The sequence below is a fragment of the Pseudomonadota bacterium genome, assembly GCA_038533575.1.
Taxonomy (GTDB): domain Bacteria; phylum Pseudomonadota; class Alphaproteobacteria; order Rhodobacterales; family Rhodobacteraceae; genus Shimia_B.
The window spans coordinates 22660-39756 of the sequence record JBCAYL010000001.1 but is presented as its reverse complement, the minus strand read 5'-3'; the positions used below and the strand labels follow the sequence as shown (position 1 = coordinate 39756).

Annotated in this window: 22 protein-coding genes; 10 read left to right on the top strand and 12 right to left on the bottom strand. The window is 66.2% G+C overall.

What is annotated here, in order from left to right:
* Positions 1-3: 3 nt before the first annotated feature.
* Positions 4-417, bottom strand: coding sequence for an Hsp20 family protein (locus tag AAFM92_00220; protein MEL7298781.1), 414 nt, complete (start codon positions 415-417; stop codon positions 4-6).
* 142 nt (positions 418-559) lie between these two features.
* On the opposite strand from AAFM92_00220, the gene AAFM92_00215 reads away from it, so the two are divergent.
* The 3 genes from AAFM92_00215 to AAFM92_00205 are packed head-to-tail and all read left to right on the top strand — an operon-like array spanning position 560 to position 2364.
* Positions 560-775, top strand: a complete 216-nt coding sequence (locus AAFM92_00215; GenBank protein MEL7298780.1) for a DUF465 domain-containing protein — start codon at positions 560-562, stop codon at positions 773-775.
* A 54-nt stretch (positions 776-829) separates the two neighbouring features.
* A complete protein-coding gene (gene purE / locus AAFM92_00210; GenBank protein MEL7298779.1) occupies positions 830-1318 on the top strand; it encodes a 5-(carboxyamino)imidazole ribonucleotide mutase in 489 nt (162 codons plus the stop codon).
* The gene (locus tag AAFM92_00205) at positions 1315-2364 is read left to right on the top strand and encodes a 5-(carboxyamino)imidazole ribonucleotide synthase (GenBank protein ID MEL7298778.1); all 1050 of its coding nucleotides are present in this window, start codon (positions 1315-1317) and stop codon (positions 2362-2364) included. Before purE ends, AAFM92_00205 begins: the two co-directional genes overlap by 4 nt.
* Before the next feature lie 65 nt (positions 2365-2429).
* On the opposite strand, the gene AAFM92_00200 is transcribed toward AAFM92_00205, so the two are convergent.
* From AAFM92_00200 to AAFM92_00165, 8 genes are all read right to left on the bottom strand, one after another.
* Positions 2430-3149: an alpha/beta fold hydrolase gene (locus AAFM92_00200; GenBank protein ID MEL7298777.1), complete on the bottom strand. Its 720-nt coding sequence runs from the start codon at positions 3147-3149 to the stop codon at positions 2430-2432.
* A gap of 35 nt (positions 3150-3184) precedes the next feature.
* Positions 3185-4048 carry a DMT family transporter gene (locus tag AAFM92_00195; GenBank protein ID MEL7298776.1) on the bottom strand — a complete coding sequence of 288 codons (864 nt, stop codon included), beginning with the start codon at positions 4046-4048 and terminating at the stop codon, positions 3185-3187.
* Positions 4045-5055 (bottom strand): alpha-D-ribose 1-methylphosphonate 5-triphosphate diphosphatase, encoded by a 1011-nt coding sequence (locus AAFM92_00190; GenBank protein ID MEL7298775.1) that lies wholly within the window; start codon positions 5053-5055, stop codon positions 4045-4047. Before AAFM92_00190 ends, AAFM92_00195 begins: the two co-directional genes overlap by 4 nt.
* Positions 5056-5102: 47 nt before the next feature.
* Entirely contained in the window at positions 5103-5645 is a 543-nt protein-coding gene (locus AAFM92_00185) for a DUF3859 domain-containing protein (protein ID MEL7298774.1), read from the bottom strand.
* Positions 5646-5746: 101 nt separating this feature from the next.
* On the bottom strand, positions 5747-7393 hold the full coding sequence (gene groL / locus AAFM92_00180; GenBank protein MEL7298773.1) for a chaperonin GroEL: 1647 nt from the start codon (positions 7391-7393) through the stop codon (positions 5747-5749).
* A gap of 64 nt (positions 7394-7457) precedes the next feature.
* A complete protein-coding gene (groES, locus tag AAFM92_00175) occupies positions 7458-7769 on the bottom strand; it encodes a co-chaperone GroES (protein ID MEL7298772.1) in 312 nt (103 codons plus the stop codon).
* 112 nt (positions 7770-7881) lie between these two features.
* Positions 7882-8346 (bottom strand): hypothetical protein, encoded by a 465-nt coding sequence (locus AAFM92_00170; GenBank protein ID MEL7298771.1) that lies wholly within the window; start codon positions 8344-8346, stop codon positions 7882-7884.
* Positions 8339-8995 carry a DUF2161 family putative PD-(D/E)XK-type phosphodiesterase gene (locus tag AAFM92_00165; GenBank protein MEL7298770.1) on the bottom strand — a complete coding sequence of 219 codons (657 nt, stop codon included), beginning with the start codon at positions 8993-8995 and terminating at the stop codon, positions 8339-8341. Before AAFM92_00165 ends, AAFM92_00170 begins: the two co-directional genes overlap by 8 nt.
* A 198-nt stretch (positions 8996-9193) precedes the next feature.
* Here AAFM92_00165 and AAFM92_00160 point away from each other — a divergent pair, with 198 nt between their 5' ends.
* From AAFM92_00160 to AAFM92_00135, 6 genes are all read left to right on the top strand, one after another.
* Entirely contained in the window at positions 9194-10114 is a 921-nt protein-coding gene (locus AAFM92_00160) for a manganese-dependent inorganic pyrophosphatase (GenBank protein ID MEL7298769.1), read from the top strand.
* Positions 10115-10159: 45 nt separating this feature from the next.
* Complete coding sequence (locus tag AAFM92_00155) at positions 10160-11032, top strand: TIGR01459 family HAD-type hydrolase (protein MEL7298768.1); 873 nt, start codon at positions 10160-10162, stop codon at positions 11030-11032.
* Between the two features lie 85 nt (positions 11033-11117).
* Entirely contained in the window at positions 11118-11561 is a 444-nt protein-coding gene (locus AAFM92_00150) for a MaoC family dehydratase (GenBank protein ID MEL7298767.1), read from the top strand.
* 72 nt (positions 11562-11633) lie between these two features.
* Entirely contained in the window at positions 11634-12572 is a 939-nt protein-coding gene (locus AAFM92_00145; protein ID MEL7298766.1) for a bifunctional riboflavin kinase/FAD synthetase, read from the top strand.
* Positions 12572-13012, top strand: coding sequence for a YcgN family cysteine cluster protein (locus tag AAFM92_00140; GenBank protein ID MEL7298765.1), 441 nt, complete (start codon positions 12572-12574; stop codon positions 13010-13012). Before AAFM92_00145 ends, AAFM92_00140 begins: the two co-directional genes overlap by 1 nt.
* A complete protein-coding gene (locus AAFM92_00135; protein ID MEL7298764.1) occupies positions 13012-14049 on the top strand; it encodes a beta-eliminating lyase-related protein in 1038 nt (345 codons plus the stop codon). Before AAFM92_00140 ends, AAFM92_00135 begins: the two co-directional genes overlap by 1 nt.
* Here AAFM92_00135 and AAFM92_00130 read toward each other — a convergent pair.
* Both AAFM92_00130 and AAFM92_00125 read right to left on the bottom strand, forming a co-directional pair.
* On the bottom strand, positions 14036-14740 hold the full coding sequence (locus AAFM92_00130) for an alpha/beta hydrolase (protein ID MEL7298763.1): 705 nt from the start codon (positions 14738-14740) through the stop codon (positions 14036-14038). The two genes, AAFM92_00135 and AAFM92_00130, sit on opposite strands and share 14 nt — an antisense overlap.
* A 32-nt stretch (positions 14741-14772) precedes the next feature.
* The gene (locus AAFM92_00125; protein MEL7298762.1) at positions 14773-15363 is read right to left on the bottom strand and encodes a 2-hydroxychromene-2-carboxylate isomerase; all 591 of its coding nucleotides are present in this window, start codon (positions 15361-15363) and stop codon (positions 14773-14775) included.
* 116 nt (positions 15364-15479) lie between these two features.
* Here AAFM92_00125 and AAFM92_00120 point away from each other — a divergent pair, with 116 nt between their 5' ends.
* Positions 15480-16496, top strand: coding sequence for a ribose-phosphate pyrophosphokinase (locus AAFM92_00120; protein MEL7298761.1), 1017 nt, complete (start codon positions 15480-15482; stop codon positions 16494-16496).
* Here AAFM92_00120 and AAFM92_00115 read toward each other — a convergent pair.
* A complete protein-coding gene (locus AAFM92_00115; GenBank protein MEL7298760.1) occupies positions 16484-17071 on the bottom strand; it encodes a hypothetical protein in 588 nt (195 codons plus the stop codon). The two genes, AAFM92_00120 and AAFM92_00115, sit on opposite strands and share 13 nt — an antisense overlap.
* Positions 17072-17097: the final 26 nt, after the last annotated feature.

Genomic DNA, 17097 nt, shown 5'->3' with positions numbered 1-17097 from the left:
CTCTTAGCCTTTCTTTATCGTGATCGTCTGGACGACCTTGTCAGGCACCGCCCGCGTCAAATCTATGTGGAGAAGACCGTTCTCCATTTGAGCCTCTCCGACATCGACGCCGTCCGCAAGCACGAAGGACCGCTGGAACTGACGCGCCGCGATCCCGCGATGGAGGAACACGCGCCCTTCGCTTTCGTCGCGCTGACGCCCGCGGATCACGAGCTGCCGGTCCTCCACCGTGATCTGCAGATCTTCCTCGCGGAAGCCGGCCAGTGCCAGCGTGATCCGGTAGGAATGCTCCGACGTCTGCTCGATGTTATAGGGCGGGTAGCCGTCATTTCCCGTTTTGGCCGTGCGCTCCACCAGTCTCTCGAGCTGATCGAAGCCCAGCAGGTAGGGATGCGTGCCCAGGGTGAGTTTTGTCATGGCGATATGTCCTTTCCAAAGCGACGCGCCGGTGATGGGCCCTCCAAACGAGCAGCCCCCTGCAGAAAATATGGGTAGAATTCGCCAAAGCACAAGCGCGGCACGCTTTGCCAAAACCGTGATCTTTCTGCTAGGTTACCGCATGAACTCGCAGTTGATGGATAGGGAGGCGGTCCTCCGGGCCGAGCTCAAGGTGCTCGTCACCGAGCACCGCGCGCGTGACGCCGAGATCAAGCAGATCGAGGAAGAGCGCCCGCACGACATGTTCACGCTCAAGCGCCTCAAGCGCGAGAAACTGCACCTCAAGGACCGCATCTCGCGGATCGAGGATCAGCTCACCCCCGACATCATCGCCTGAGCTTGCGCGGAGGCCCGTCCCGGCTATAAGCGGCGCTTCAATCGGAGGGGTGCCATGGCGGACGAAAAGCCTGTAGTCGGGATCATCATGGGCAGCCAATCTGACTGGCCCACCATGGAAAAGGCCGCCGACATCCTCACCGAGCTCGACGTGGCGCACGAGGCGCGCATCGTCTCGGCCCACCGCACGCCGGACCGCCTCTGGGAGTATGGCAAGGCGGCCGCCGGGCGCGGCATCAAGGTCATCATCGCCGGTGCGGGCGGGGCTGCGCACCTGCCCGGGATGGTCGCCTCCAAAACGCGGCTCCCCGTGGTGGGCGTGCCGATCAAGACAGAGGCCCTGTCCGGCGTCGACAGCCTCTATTCCATCGTGCAGATGCCGCGCGGCTTCCCGGTGGCGACAATGGCGATCGGCGCGGCGGGCGCCGCCAATGCCGGTCTCATGGCCGCGAGCATCCTAGCCCTCGAAGACGCGGATCTCGCTTCGCGCCTCGAGGCGTGGCGTGCGGCGCTCAGCGCCTCCATCCCCGAGACCCCGGTATGAGCCTCACCCCCGGCGCCGTCATCGGCATCCTCGGCGGCGGGCAACTGGGCCGGATGCTCTCTGTCGCCGCGGGTCGTCTCGGCTTTCGCTGCCATATCTTCGATCCCGATCCCGCCGCCCCCGCCGCGCAGCTCGCCGCGGCCCACACCTGCGCAGCCTATGAGGATACCGCCGCGATCATGGCCTTCGCCCGGGCCTGCGACGTGGTGACATTCGAGTTCGAGAACATCCCCACCGCCGCGCTCGACGCCGTGGAGGCCCACGCGCCCATCCATCCCAATCGCCGCGCGCTCGCCACGAGCCAGGACCGCCTGACCGAGAAGGATTTCCTGAGCGATCTGGGCCTGACGACGGCGCCTTACGCCGATATCCCCACAGCGGGCGTGCTGGCGGAGACCCTGCCGATCTTCGGCGGCGGCATCCTGAAAACCCGCCGCTTCGGCTATGACGGCAAGGGACAACAACGCCTCTCGGCCGACGCCGACCCTGCCAAGGCCTTCGAGGCGGCGGGCGGAGGCGTCCTCCTCGAGGGGCTCGTGGCCTTCAGTGCGGAGATCTCCGTCATCGCCGCGCGGGGTCAGGACGGCGCTGTGGCCTGCTTCGATCCGGGCGAGAACGTGCACCGGGACGGCATCCTGCGCACCACGCGCGTGCCCGCCGCCGTGCCCGGCCGCCTCAAGACCGACGCCGTCCTCGCCGCGAGCCAGATCCTCTCCGCGCTCGACTATGTGGGCGTCCTCGGCGTCGAGTTCTTCGTGACGCCCCAGGGCCTCGTCGTGAACGAGATCGCGCCGCGGGTGCACAATTCTGGCCACTGGACCCAAGCGGGCTGCCTGATCGACCAGTTCGAACAGCACATCCGCGCCGTCGCCGGATGGCCCCTTGGCGATGGCAGCCGCCACGCCGATGTGGAGATGGAAAACCTCATCGGAGACGACATCCACCGCGTGCCCGAGATCTCCGGCACCGGCGCCCAGATCCACCTCTACGGAAAATCCGAGGCCCGCGCGGGCCGCAAGATGGGGCACGTCAATCGCCTCCTGTGAGCGTGGGTCGGTGGGCGGGTGCCTTTCGAGCACGGGCGAAGCCCCGCGCGCAGAAACAGAGCCGCCTATCGGCCCGTTACCGCCTCCATGAGTGTGAGGTCTTCGTCGAACGCGCCCATCTCGAGGAAGTGCTTCACCTGCGCGATCACGAGCGGGTTCATCATCATGAAGGTGTGCGTCACGGGGAGCGTGATGTGGTCCGTCATCCCCGCCACACGGGTCGCCGCCACGGGCACCTTGCCGTCATCGGGCCCCTCGATGATCGAGGAATAGATCGGGCTCACGGTCCTGTTCCCGGCGATCACTCCGAGCTCGAAGCTCGCCGGCGGCAGGTCGGCGGCGAGGTCATCGGTGCCGAGTTGCGCCCCGGCAGGCCCGTTGAGCCACTCGAAAGGCGGCCAGTCCTCCAGCGCGTCCACCAGAGGTGTGCCCTGGTTCGGCGGCCCCAGCATCACGGCGCGCCCGAGCCGGGCCTTCTCCGTCTCGGTGGCGACGTCCACCCAGGCACGCAGGAGGATACCGCCCATGGAATGGGTCACGAAATGTATCGGACGGCTCTGACAGCGTGCGATGCCCTCCGGCACCGCTGCGGCGGCGAGCGTGCGCACGTCGAACTCGGTGGACGGATAGCCCACGCGGATTGTCTCGTACCCGTCCGCCTCAAGCGCCTGATCGAGGATCGCCAGGGAAATCTCCGTCCGGGCAAGCCCATGGAGCAGGACAACGCACTCGGCCCGCGCGAGCGAGGGCAGCAGGGCGAGAAGAAAGATCAGGACGCGAAGCATGACGTGAAGGTAAGGCCCCGCGTCTACTCAGACAATCAACGCCGTGGCGTCACAACGGCGTAGGCCACGCCGCCCAGCACAATGACCGAGGCGATGACGAAACGCGCCGTGAGGGGTTCGGCGAGAAAGATCATGCCGCCTGCCATGGCGATCAGCGGCACGGTGAGCTGCGCCACCGCCGCCAACGAGGGCTTCAGCTCCGGCAGGACGCGGAACCAGAGCGCATAACCCAGCCCCGACGTGAGCGCGCCGGACGCGATCCCCAGAAGCGCGCCACGCAGCGGCACTGCCTCGCCGCCCGTGACCGCTCCCGCGATGAGCATGGCTGCCCCGACCGGCACGATGGCGAAGAGGAAGTTCCGCGCCGTATCGGCCAGCGGGTCCCGCGAGGCGCGGCCGAGAAGCGAGTAGACGCCCCAGCCCAGGGCCGCGAGCCCCATGAGGACCGCGCCCATCAGATCCGGCGCATCCGCGCCGCCGGGCCAGAACAGGTAGACCAACCCGCCAAAGGCCAGTGCCGCGCCGATCCACCGCGCGCGCGGCACCGCCTCACCGCCGAGGACGGCACCGGCAAACATCGTGACCTGCACGCCGCCGAAGAGGATCAGGGCCCCGAGGCCCGCGGGGAGGCTGAGGTAGGCCAGCGAGAAGCCCAGCAGGTAGAGCGCCAACGCCCCGGCGGCGGAGAGTTGCGCGGCGGTCGGCGCTGCGCGGTCGCGCGCCCTGCCACGCTCCCTCACGCGCGCGAGCACGACGAGCATCAGGGCCCCCGCCAGCACCCGGATCGTGGCAAATTCGAGCGCACCGATGGCCTCCGCGCCCACGAGGGCCATGCGGTTGAGCACCGAGTTGCCCGCGAATGCCACGAGCACCACGGCCGTCAGCACCGCGAGCCTCACTGCAACGCCTCGTAAAGCGGGGCCGTCATATGGCTCCACCGGCCCGCGGCATGGGTGCCCACGACGCGCCCCGCAGGGTCGAGCACGCAGAAATCCGCGCGATCGACGCCGAGCACGGAGGCCGGCGCGCTGGAGACGAGCGGCCAGGCATCGATGCCTTTCGCTTCGAGGGCGAGCGCCGCCAGCCGCGGCGCCGGGTAATGGTAGTCGGAGACAAGCACGTCGCAGAGCCCGTCATGGACGGCCTCCGCCGCGGAGAGGCCCTTCTTGTGGCTGCCCCCGCGCACCACGTTCGGGGCGCCGAGGACCTTGAGATCCTTGCGCGCCGCGTCGAGCGCCTCCCGCGTCTCGGGAAATTCGGCGATGTCGGCGTGCATCCCGCGATAGGCCGCTCTCTGGCGCGCGGTCCGGTCATCATGGCTGCCCATCCGTACGCCCAGCGCGCCCAGCTTATGCGCGAGGCCCGCCAGGGCGGATGGCACGTCCGGCTGCCGCTCGTGGAGCTCCTGAAGGAGTTTCCAGTGCGCCTCGGGCGATCGCCCGCTCTTGAGCGCCTGGCCCTGCAAACGCGGCGGTGGCTTGCCTTTTGCCAGCGCCTCATGGGGCAGGTGATCGTTGAAGACGACCATCTCGATACCCGCTTCGGCCACGAAATCCGCGATGGCGTCAAAATCGTCGATGAGCGAGACCTCCACCCGGAGCTGCACGCGCATATCCGTGAAGAGCCCCTGGGTCTCCGCTAGACTGGTGACGAGGCGGCGGGCGAAATCCGGGCCGCGCATCCCGCCTTCCCAGGACCAAAATTGCGCCAGCATGGCCGTCGTGATGCCATTCGCGGCAAGCTCCGCATCGAGCGCCACCAAGCCCTCGGACATGTTCTTGAGCGCCCCCCGGCGCGGCGCGAGATGTCGCTCGAACCCGTCCCCGTGGAGATCCACGATACCCGGGCGCAGGTCGAACCCGCCGATTTCGCTCAGGCGCCGCTTCAGGTCACTCACATCGGTCATGGCGTCGCCTTAGAGACGCCCGCCCGAGATGCAAGCCGTGCGCGCCGTCAGGATGTGGGAACGGGGGGAGGACATGCGTCAAGATATTCCGCCGCACGGTCAGTCGGAACAAGCTCGAAAACGACCGCCGCGAGGACGGTCTCCTCTTGGGACAATTCCACGTGCCACCGCCCCTCGACGAGTTCAAACCCATCTTCCAGCGCATAGCCGATGCCAGACCCACTTCCCTCCGGCGGTGAGGTCATCTGCCAGGTTTGGCGGGTCATGCTGTCCTCGCCCATGGGCGGGTGCGTGATCGTCGCGGTGAGGGGCGCGCCGTTGGTCGCGGTCATGACAAAGCTGAAGCCGAAGCTAATGCCGGTGGCCATCGGCACGACGAACGTCTGCGCGTCGTATTCCCACGGCTTCTTGCGCCCCGAGAGGATGACATCCCCGTCGATCGTGTCCTGCTCTTCGACGATGTCTTGCACCACGATCTGACAATTGACGCCGTAGGCGATGATTGCGGCTCGTGTGTCTGCCGCGGTCTCTGCCGCAGCGAAGCCCCCGACAGCCGGAACAGCGAGAAGGCCATAGAAGATACGTCGCAAAACACTGACCCCAAACAAAAAAAGAAAGGGCCCCCGGCGGAGGCCCTTCCAATCTATCATGCGCACCCCGGCGCACAAAGCGCCGAGGACAGGCAGCTTGATTACATCATGCCGCCCATGCCGCCCATGTCGGGCATGCCGCCGCCAGCGCCACCGGCGCCTTCTTTCTGCGGCTTGTCGGCGACCATGGCTTCCGTCGTGATGAGGAGGCCTGCGATGGAGGCGGCGTCCTGCAGTGCGGTGCGGACGACCTTCGCGGGGTCGATCACGCCGAACTTGAACATGTCGCCATACTCTTCGGTCTGTGCGTTGAAGCCGAAGGCGAGATCGCTCGACTCGCGGATCTTGCCTGCGACGACAGCGCCGTCGACACCGGCGTTTTCCGCGATCTGGCGGAGCGGTGCCTCAAGCGCCTTGCGCACGATGGAGATACCGACGTTCTGGTCGCTGTTCTCACCGGTGAGGCCTTCGAGCGCCTTGCCACCCTGGACAAGCGCCACGCCGCCACCGACGACCACGCCTTCCTGCACGGCTGCGCGGGTCGCGTTCAGAGCATCGTCCACACGGTCCTTGCGCTCTTTCACTTCGACCTCGGTCATGCCGCCCACGCGGATGACAGCCACGCCGCCTGCGAGCTTCGCGACGCGCTCCTGGAGCTTCTCGCGATCGTAGTCGGAGGTGGTCTCTTCGATCTGCTGACGGATCTGGGAGACGCGTGCCTCGATCTCGGCCTTCTCGCCCGCACCGTCGACGATGGTAGTCTCGTCCTTCGTGATGGAGACGCGCTTGGCGGAGCCCAGCATGTCCATCGTCACGTTCTCGAGCTTCATGCCGAGATCCTCGGAGATGACCTGGCCGCCCGTGAGGATCGCGATGTCCTGCAGCATGGCCTTGCGGCGGTCGCCGAAGCCCGGTGCCTTGACGGCTGCGATCTTGAGGCCGCCGCGGAGCTTGTTGACGACGAGCGTTGCGAGCGCTTCGCCTTCCACGTCCTCGGCGATGATGAGGAGCGGCTTGCCGGACTGGATCACGGATTCAAGCAGCGGCACCATCGGCTGCAGCGAGGAAAGCTTCTTTTCGTGGAGCAGAATGATCGCGTCCTCGAGCTCCGTCGTCATCTTGTCGGGGTTCGTGACGAAGTACGGGGAGAGGTAGCCGCGGTCGAACTGCATGCCTTCGACAACATCGGTCTCGGTCTCGAGGCCCTTGTTCTCTTCGACGGTGATGACGCCGTCATTGCCGACCTTCTGCATCGCGTCCGCGATCTGCTGGCCGATTTCCTTCTCGCCGTTGGCGGAGATGGTGCCGACCTGTGCGACCTCTGCGGAATCGGAGACCTCGCGTGCGGCGGCTTTGATGGCCTCCACGACCTTCACGGTCGCCATGTCAATGCCGCGCTTGAGGTCCATCGGGTTCATGCCCGCCGCGACCGACTTCATGCCTTCCTTGACGATGGCCTGCGCGAGGACCGTGGCGGTCGTCGTGCCGTCACCGGCTTCGTCATTGGTGCGCTGGGCCACTTCCTTGACCATTTGCGCGCCCATGTTCTCGAACTTGTCCTCGAGCTCGATTTCCTTGGCCACGGACACACCATCTTTGGTGATGCGCGGGGCGCCGAAGGATTTGTCGAGAACGACGTTGCGGCCCTTGGGGCCCAGCGTCACTTTCACCGCGTCGGCGAGGACGTTGACGCCCTTGAGCATCTTGTCGCGTGCGGTGGTGTCAAATTTGACGTCTTTAGCTGCCATTTTGCTAACCTTGATCTGTCAGTTGTTGCGGAAAAGGGATCACGTGGCTTTCGCCCGGGTCCCTTCAGGCGGCTTTCGCTGCGGCGGCGTCCGTGATGATGCCGAGGATATCGCTCTCTTTCATGATGAGCAGTTCCTTGCCATCGACGGTCACTTCCGTGCCGGACCATTTGCCGAAGAGGATGCGGTCGCCTTCCTTGACGTCCATGGCGATGCGGTCGCCATCGTCGTCCTTGGCGCCTGCGCCCACGGCGACAACGAGGCCCTCGGCGGGCTTTTCTTTTGCGCTGTCGGGGATGATAAGACCGCCGGCGGTCTTTTCTTCACTTTCGACGCGCTCGACGAGAACGCGGTCATGAAGCGGTGTGAATGCCATCTTTGATGCTCCTATTGGCTCAAAGGTTACTCCCTTTAGCACTCTCTCTTGGTGAGTGCTAACGACTCGGGAGGTATGAAACACGCCACCGCCTGTCAACAGGTTTGCGCCCCTATTTTCGGGCCAGCAGCACGTGAAGGGGCAAAAAGAAAATCAACGCGTAGCTGACGAGGGTGAGAACCGACACCGCGGCCAGCCAATCGAGCGGCAGCGCCCTGAAAGGCAGGGCCGAGCCGCCGAGAAAAAGCTCGAACGCAAGGCCGAGGACCGACGCGGCAACCGTGATCCCAACGGCGCCGAGGCGCCTTTGCAGCTGCGCCACCAGCAGCACGAGCAGCGCAATGCCCAAGAGAAAGTTCATCGTGGGCGGCCAGAGCGTGGGAATGCAGCCGAATGCGCCGCAGTTGATGTTCTCCTCCAGAATGATGAGCGGCACGAGGCACAGCAGCGCCCCCAAGGAGCGTGGCAGCGGCCGCAAGAGCCGCGCGATGCGGGACCTGAACGCGTAGGTCAGTGCCAGAAGCAGCGCGAGAACCGGCAGGTCGACGTAGATCCCAAGCGCCACGAAATCAGCCAAGGGCATCGCCCCAGTCCGCAAGCCCGGTCCTTCCCGCGTCGGTGAGGTCGTAGACGCCCTTTTCCACGCGCGCGAACCAGCCGTAATGATTGTCGCGCATGATGGTCGTGGCCTTCGCCACGCCCGTTGCCCGCGCGATGATCGCGCCCTTCTCAGCGCCGGATGTGGCCAGATACGCGGCGCATTTGAGCGCGTCCTGCCGGTAACCCGTCACGATGCCGTGCCGCGTCGCTCCGCCGGCATTGGGATCGCCCTCGAGCCGCGCGAATTCGCGCAGGAGGCGCGCAGCTTTCTTCGCGTTCTTGCGTTGCGCGTAGGGGCCGGGATCGGCATGGGCTTCCACGAGGCCATCGCCGCGCACCGTGAGGAGCCCGAGCCCAAGCCGGCGGCAGAGCCGCAAGTTGTCCCGGAGCGCCCGCTTTCCCTTGGGCCGCGGCACGGCGATGTAAACATGATCGCTCACCGTGAGCCGCTCGAGCGCCTGATGAAAGAGCGCGAGCGAAAAGGAGGTCTTGAGTTCCACGATCACCGGTGGCTCGGCGCCGCGGAGACCGACGACATCGGCGGCGCCCACCTCGCCCTTCACCACGTAGCCCTGCGCTTCGAGGAAGGCCTTCACGGGTGGGTAGAGATCGGCTTCGCGCATCATCGGGACCTTTACCCGATGCCCCCGGCGAGATCACTAGCCATACTACTCGGACGATGTGCCGGGCCGGCCTGTACCTGACTTGGATATGGCCGCCTCACTCGCCCTTGGCCTTGCGCACGTGGGTGGCGTGACAAGCTCAGAGGCCGCTCCTATAAGGCGCGCAAAATCGCACCCCCGAGCGCAAGGACCCTCCCCTCCATGACCATCAAAGTCTTCGGCCACAAATCTCCAGACACCGACTCGACAGGCAGCCCCATCATCTGGTCGTGGTACCTGAACCAGGTAAAGGGCGAGGCAGCCGAGCCGGTGCTCCTCGGCGAGCCCAACACGGAAGCCGCCTTCATGCTCGAGCGCTGGGGCCTCGAGAAGCCTGCCATCATCGAAGAGGTCGCAGCGGAGACACCGGTGGTGATCGTGGACACCAACAATCCCGCAGAACTGCCCTCGGGCATCAACGACACCGATATCCGTGCGATCATCGATCACCACAAGCTCGTGGGTGGCCTCGAAACGAAAGGCCCCATCGACATCCGGATCGAGCCAGTGGCCTGCACCGCCACGATCATGTGGAAGATGATCGGCAAGGATCTGGCACAGGCTCCCGAAGCCGTGAAGGGCGCCATGCTTTCCTGCATCCTCTCGGACACGCTCGAATTCCGCTCGCCCACCACCACCCAGGAAGACAAGGCCATCGCCTACAGCCTCGCCGAGGATCTGGGTGTCGACATCGCCGCCTACGCGGCCGAGATGTTCGAGGCGAAGTCTGACGTGAGCGCGTTTTCCGATGCGGAGCTCCTGCGCATGGATTCCAAGGAATACGAGGTCGCAGGGACGAAATTCCGCGTCTCCGTGCTCGAGACCACCGCCCCCAAGATGGTGCTCGATCGCAAGGCCTCGCTCATGGAAAGCATGGGCGAGGTCGCCTCCGAGGACGGCGTCGACCAGGTCTTGCTCTTCGTCGTCGACATCCTCAACGAGGAAGCCACGATGCTCATCCCCAACGCACTGACAAAGACCGTGGCGGAGAAAAGCTTCGGCGCGACGGTGGAAGGAGACAGCGTGGTGCTCCCGGGCGTGATGAGCCGCAAGAAGCAGATCATCCCGAACCTCGCCCTCTGAGCGCGCCTGCCGCGGCGACCATCCCTGCCATCCCCTAGGAGAGACATCTTGCGCCTCATCGACCATCTCAGCGACGTGTCAGACCAGTACGATGCGCTCTTCGTCGATCTCTGGGGGTGCGTGCATAACGGGCTCGAGCCCTTCCCCGCCGCGGTGAAAGCGCTGCAGGCCTACCGCGCCTCGGGCGGCATCGTGATCCTCGTGACCAACGCGCCCCGCCATCGCGCATCGGTGGCCCTGCAGCTCGAGAAGATCGGCGTGGCCGAGGATTGCTACGACGATATCGCCACGTCCGGAGACTCGGCGCGCGCCGCCATGTTCACCGGTGCCGTGGGCGCGCGGGTCTACTTCATGGGCCAGCGCCACGACGAGGCGTTCTTCGATCCGCTGGCCCTCATCGAGGACCCGGTGGAGATCACCCGCGTCCCGCTCTCGGAGGCGGAAGGGATCGTCTGCTGCGGGCCCTTCGATCCGCACGCGGACCCGTCCGAGAGCCGCGCCGACCTGCTCTATGCCAAGCAAAAGGGCATGAAGCTCCTCTGCGCCAATCCCGATATCGTCGTGGACCGCGGCGCGGAGCGGGAATGGTGCGCCGGCAAGCTCGCGGAGATGTATACCGAGATGGGCGGCACCTCGCTCTATTTCGGCAAGCCCCACCCCCCGATCTACGACCTCGCGCGGTTGCGTCTTGGGGCGCGGCGCTCGGGCATCGAGACGAGCCGCATCCTCGCGATCGGCGATGGCATCCACACCGACATTAAGGGCGCGTTGGGAGAGGACATCGACAGCCTCTTCATCACCGGAGGCCTCGCGGCGGAGGAGACGGGGACGGATCAACAGCCCACCCCCGAAAAGCTCGACGCCTTCGTCGCACAAACCGGGATCGCGCCGACCTATGCCATCGGCTTCCTGCGCTGATTCCGTGTTTGCCAAGCAATAATCTTTCGCCTATATCAATCCTCGCAACACATCATTGCGTAGCGAGGCGGCCATGCTCGACACTTTGCAGGATAATTTTCCCCGCGGGACGATCGTCATCGAGGACCTCGAGATCGGCATGACCCGCCACGTCTCGAAGGTCGTCACCGAGGAAGACATCCAGATGTTCGCGCAGGTCTCGACAGACCACAATCCCGTCCATCTCGATGACGATTACGCGCAGGACACGATTTTCGAGGGGCGCATCGCCCATGGCATGCTGACCGCCGGTCTGATCAGCGCGGTCATCGGCGAGCAGCTTCCGGGCCATGGCACCGTCTATCTCGGGCAGACGCTCAAGTTCCTCGCGCCGGTGCGTCCGGGCGATCTTGTCCGGGCCGAGGTGGAGGTCACGGCCATCGATTATGCGAAGCGCCGCGTGACGATGGACACGCATTGCGCCGTGGGCGGCAAGAAGGTCCTGAAAGGTGAGGCCGTCGTGCTCGCGCCCTCCCGCAAGTTCGACTGACGCGCACGGGCGCTCCGAAGGTCGCATCCTCCCGCCCTTGCTCCCCCCTGTCCTCCGCGTTACCTCGCGGGCATGGAGCGGCTGAGCACCCTGACCGATATTCCCGAGGCCGCGCGCGGTGCCTCTGTCGCCATCGGCAACTTCGACGGCGTCCATCTCGGCCATCAATCGGTGATCGATCTCGCGCGGCGGGACGGCATGCCCCTCGGCATCCTCACCTTCGAGCCCCACCCACGCCACTACTTCGCCGACCTCGCCGGCAAGGACCTCCCCGCCTTTCGTCTGATGGGCCCGGATGCCAAGGCGAACCGGATGGAAAAGCTGGGCGTCGATTTCGTCTACGAGGTGCCGTTCGACGCGGCACTCGCCGCGCTGACGCCCGAGGCCTTCGTGGAAGACATCATCGTCACGGGCGTGGGTGCGCGGCACGTCGTGGTTGGCGCGGATTTCCGCTTTGGCAAGGCGCGCGCGGGCACGGCGGAGACGCTCAAATCCCTCGCAGCCGGTCATGGCGTCGACGTGACCGTCGCGCCCATGGTCGAAGCCGCTTCCACGCGCGTGAGCTCCACCAATATCCGCACCGCCCTCGCCGAAGGGCGTCCGCGCGACGCGGCCACAATGCTTGGCCACTGGCATCGCCTCGTGGGGCCAGTGATCCACGGCGATGCGCGGGGCCGCACGCTGGGCTATCCCACCGCCAACATGGCGCTCGGCGCGCTTCACCAGCCCGCCTTCGGGGTCTACGCCGTCCTCGTGGACGTCCTCGACGGGCCCCATGCCAGCAGCTACCACGGCGCGTCCTCCATCGGTGTGCGCCCGATGTTTGGAGAGAACGCCGCGAATTGCGAAACCCACATCTTCGACTTCAAGGGCGATCTCTACGGCGCGATGATCTCGGTGGGCCTCGTGGAGCATCTGCGCGGCGAACAAAAATTCGAATCCGTCGATGCCCTCGTCGCGCAGATGGGCGCGGATTGCGGCCGTGCGCGCACCATCCTGGAGGCGCTCTGATGCGCGAGAGGTTCTGGGAGCGCGTCCCGCTCGACAAGATGACCGATGCGGAATGGGAGGCGCTCTGCGACGGCTGCGGCAAGTGCTGCCTCAACAAGCTCGAAGACCCCGATACCGGCGAGGTCGCACTTACGCGCGTCGCCTGCCGCCTCCTCGACGGGGAAAGCTGCCGCTGCGCGCAATACCCGATCCGGCATCACTTCGTGCCGGAGTGTATTCGCATGACGCCCGCCACGATCGCGATGCACAGTTACTGGCTCCCCACATCCTGCGCCTACAAGCGCCTTCATGAGGGCAAGCGGCTTCCCGCATGGCACCCGCTCCTCACCGGCGATCCCGAGAGCGTACACGAGGCCGGCGCCTCCGTGCGGGGCTGGACGGTGCCGGAGTTCGAGGTGCCCGAGGAGGACTGGGAAGACTATGTCGTGGGCGAGAGCTGATGCATTTCGCCTCCGACAATACCGGGCCGGCCCATCCCCGGATCCTCCAGGCGGTCATGGAGGCATCCGAGGGATATGCGATGCCCTATGGCGACGATCCCTGGGAGGCCCGCGCCAAGGATATGATCCGCGAGACCTTCGAGGCGCCGGAGGCGGAAGTCTTCTTCGTCGCCACGGGCACGGCGGCCAACTCCATGGTCATGGGGGCCCTCTGCCCGCCCTGGGGCACGATCTTTTGCCACGAGACGGCCCATGTCCTGATCGACGAGAGCCACGGGCCCACCTTTTATGCTGGCGGTGCTGCGTTCGCGCCCGTGGCGGGGGAGAACGGCAAGATGACCCCCGCGGGCCTCGCCGCGGCGCTTGCGAAATACGCGCCGGGCAACATCCACACGCCCGCCCGCGGCCCGGTGACGCTCACCAACGTCACCGAGGTCGGCAGCGTTTATACGCTGGCGGAGATCGATGCGCTCGTGGCCGTTTCCGAGGGCCAGCCGGTCCATCTCGACGGGGCGCGCTTCGCCAATGCCTGCGCGTCGCTCGGCTGTACCGCAGCGGAGATGACCTGGAAACGAGGGCTCCACGCGGTCACCTTCGGGGGCACCAAGAATGGCTGCATGAGCGTGGAGGCGGTGATCTTCTTCCAGGCAGGACACGCCGAGGCCTTCGAGCGGCAGCGGATGCGTGGCGGGCATCTCTTTTCCAAGCATCGCCTGCTTTCGGCGCAGATGGCAGCCTACCTCGAAGATAATCTCTGGCGTGACCTCGGCGGGCGTGCGAACGCGGCCTGTCGTCATCTGCGCGAGGCGCTCGGGGCCCACGTGGAGGTGCTCCACCAGCCCGCCGCCAACATGATGTTCGTCACGTTCCCACGCGCGCTCCACCGGAAGCTCCACGCCGCGGGCGCCGAGTTCTACTCCTTCGCCGACGAGCATGAGGGGCCCGACGATGAGCCCATCGTGGCCCGCCTCGTCTGCGACTGGTCGGCCACCCCCGAAAACGCAGAGCGCTTCGCGGACCTCCTCAAAGCCGGGTAAGCGCAGCCACCTCCGCGGGGTGCGTGATGGGCGACATGTGCCCGGCTCCCGCGATGACATGGTCCTCCGCACCCGTAAGGCGCGCGAGCACCGCGTGGATCGCGGCCACGGAGGGTTGTGTCTCCAAGCCCCGGATGAGTGTCACGGGGCAGCGAAGCGCCTCCAGCCGCCCCGGCGCGAAGACATCGCCGGAATCGGCGTCGATCCCGTCTCCCTGGGCAATGATGAGCGGCATCTGCCGGGCCAGCATGTCCTTGAAGCGCTGAGGCAAACCGTCCCATGGCGCGCCGCCCCACATGGAGGTGAAGCGCTCCGCCATCAGATGATAGTCCCCGGACTCGTGGGCCTCCACGACCGGAGCGAAGGCCGCCCCGTGGGCGGCGTAGGCCGCGCTGTCATGCACGCGCAGGGCCGCAAAGAAGACAGGCTCCACGAGTGTGAGCGCGGTCACGAGGTCGGGCCGCTCCACCGCGAGGCGCAGCGCGACCGTTCCGCCGAAGGAATGGCCGAAGACGGGGCCCGGCGCGTCCATCGCGTCCACGGCCAAGGCAACGCACTGCTCCTGGTAGTCGCGGGCGGTCTCCCATGCGGGGCCCTTGCCGTGCCCGGGCAGATCGAATGCCAGCCCGCCACCAAGCGCGCGCGCCACGGGCGCGAGGACGCCGCCATGGGCCAACGCGCAATGGATCATCAGGGGGCGCGCCGCCCCCCAGCGGTGCAGCGTCACTTCGACAGGTGGCGATCGAGGTCTTCGATCCGGTCCTGCCCCCAGAAGCGGGCACCATCGTCCGTGATGTAGAAGGGCGCACCGAAGGCGCCCGCGTTGACCGCATCCTCGAGGTTCTGGGTATAGGCCTCCGCCCCGGCGAGGAGCCCGCTATCGGCCAGGGCAGGATCAAAGCCCGCCGCCTCAAGGCAGCCCCGGATGACGGCGTCCTCGGCGATGTCTTTCTCCTCGGCCCAGCAGGCGCGGCAGAAGGCGTGGACGAGCGCGCCGAGGTCCCCACCCGCCTGTTCCGCGGCGATGAACGCGTAGGAGGACGGCGCCGGGTTTGTGGGCCAGTGGGCGGGCTTCAGATTGAACGCTATCCCGAGCTTTTCGGCCTGCCGGACAAGCTCCTGGGCGCGGTATTCCTGGCGGGCAGGATGGCGATCCTTCGGGGCTGTGCCTCCGGTACGAGAGAAGAGCGTCACGATGTCGAGCGGCTTGTAGGTTACTGACGCGCCGTGCTTTTCCGCCACGGCCTCCATCCGCGTCCCCGCGAGATACGTGTAGGGAGAGATGGTGGAAAAATAGTAGTCGATATGCGCCATGTGGGCTCCTCGTGGCCGCTCCGCTGTTGGTGGGACCGTAGGCCCGTGCTAGGCGGTGTCAACGCGGCGACTCGGGGACAAGGGCGGCCGCCGAAGGGACAGAACGGGACACCAGAATGCCGACCTCCGCGGAACCCAAACTCATTTCCGGAAATGCAAACATGACCCTCGCCAAGGCCGTCGCGCGCCGGGTGGGGATGAGCCGGGGGCAGAACCTCGGGCTCGTGGATGCGCGGGTGGAGCGCTTCAACGACGGCGAGATCTTCACCGAGGTGTTCGAGAACGTGCGCGGCGAGGACATGTTCATCATCCAGCCCACCTCGCGGCCGGCCAATGACAACCTGATGGAGCTGCTCATCATCGCCGATGCGCTGCGTCGCTCCTCCGCGCAGAGGATCACGGCCGTCATTCCCTATTTCGGCTATGCGCGGCAGGACCGGCGCACCAAGGCGCGCACCCCCATTTCCGCCAAGCTCGTGGCGAACATGATGGTCGAGTCAGGCATCGAACGGATCCTCACGATGGATTTGCACGCCGCGCAGATCCAGGGCTTCTTCGACATCCCGGTGGACAACCTCTACGCCTCGCCGATCTTCGCGCTCGACATCAAGAACCACTTCGGCTCCATCGAGGATGTGATGGTGGTGAGCCCCGATGTGGGCGGGGTGGCGCGCGCGCGGGAGCTGGCGCAGCGCATCGGCGCGCCGCTATCCATCGTGGACAAGCGCCGGGAGAAGGCCGGCGAGGTGGCGGAGATGACCGTCATCGGCGACGTGACCGGCAAGAAATGCGTGATCGTCGACGATATCTGTGACACCGCCGGCACGCTGTGCAAGGCGGCGGAGGTGCTGCTCGATCACGGGGCCACCGAGGTCCATGCCTACATCTCCCACGGTGTGCTCTCGGGCCCGGCAGTGGAGCGGATCACCAATTCGGTCATGAAGACGCTCGTGGTCACCGACACGATCGAGGCGACCAAATCCGTACGCGACTGCAAGAACATCCGCATCGTGCCCACGGCCCCGATCTTCGCCCAGGCGATCCTCAATATCTGGAACGGGACATCCGTGAGTTCGCTCTTCGATCCCTCGACGCTCGGCCCGATCTACGAAGGGCTCTATCACTGGGAGTGAGCCTGCGCGGCGCGTGTCGCGAGCATCAGCACGAGCGCCTGCCACCCGGCGAGGAGCGGGATGAGCCAGCGGGCCGTGAGCAGGTCGTCATTTCCGGTGAGGTCGAGGGTCAGCCCGATACCTGCCGCCCAGAGCGCGGGCCAGATCGCCGCGTCGCGGAGGAGCGCTCGCCCAAGGCGGGGCGCGAGGGGCGCGAGAAGGACCGTGCTGCCGATGAGGCTGCCCAAGAGGTACGTGACCGCGAAGGGCGGCAGGCCCGCATCCCGCGCCGCGATCGCGGACCATGTCGCCGCCTCGCTCGCCACGAACATGCCGGTGACGGAAAACGCCGCGAAAACTGCGGCATCCCGCCAGCGAAGCGCGAGGATAAAGCGCAGGAAGAACCCTCCAATGAGGCCGAAAACAGCTCCCGGCCCTAGCGCGAGGGGCAGCGAGACGAAAAGCGCGTCATCCGGCAGGCCGATGAAGCGCGCGAGGCCGATCTGGCCAAGCGGGTCGACGATGGGCATGCCCAGCAGGCCCGAAAGCGCGCCCGTGACTAATGCGGCGAGATAAAGCCCCAGCAAGCGTCCCATGTCCGACCTCCCTGAATGACCGATAC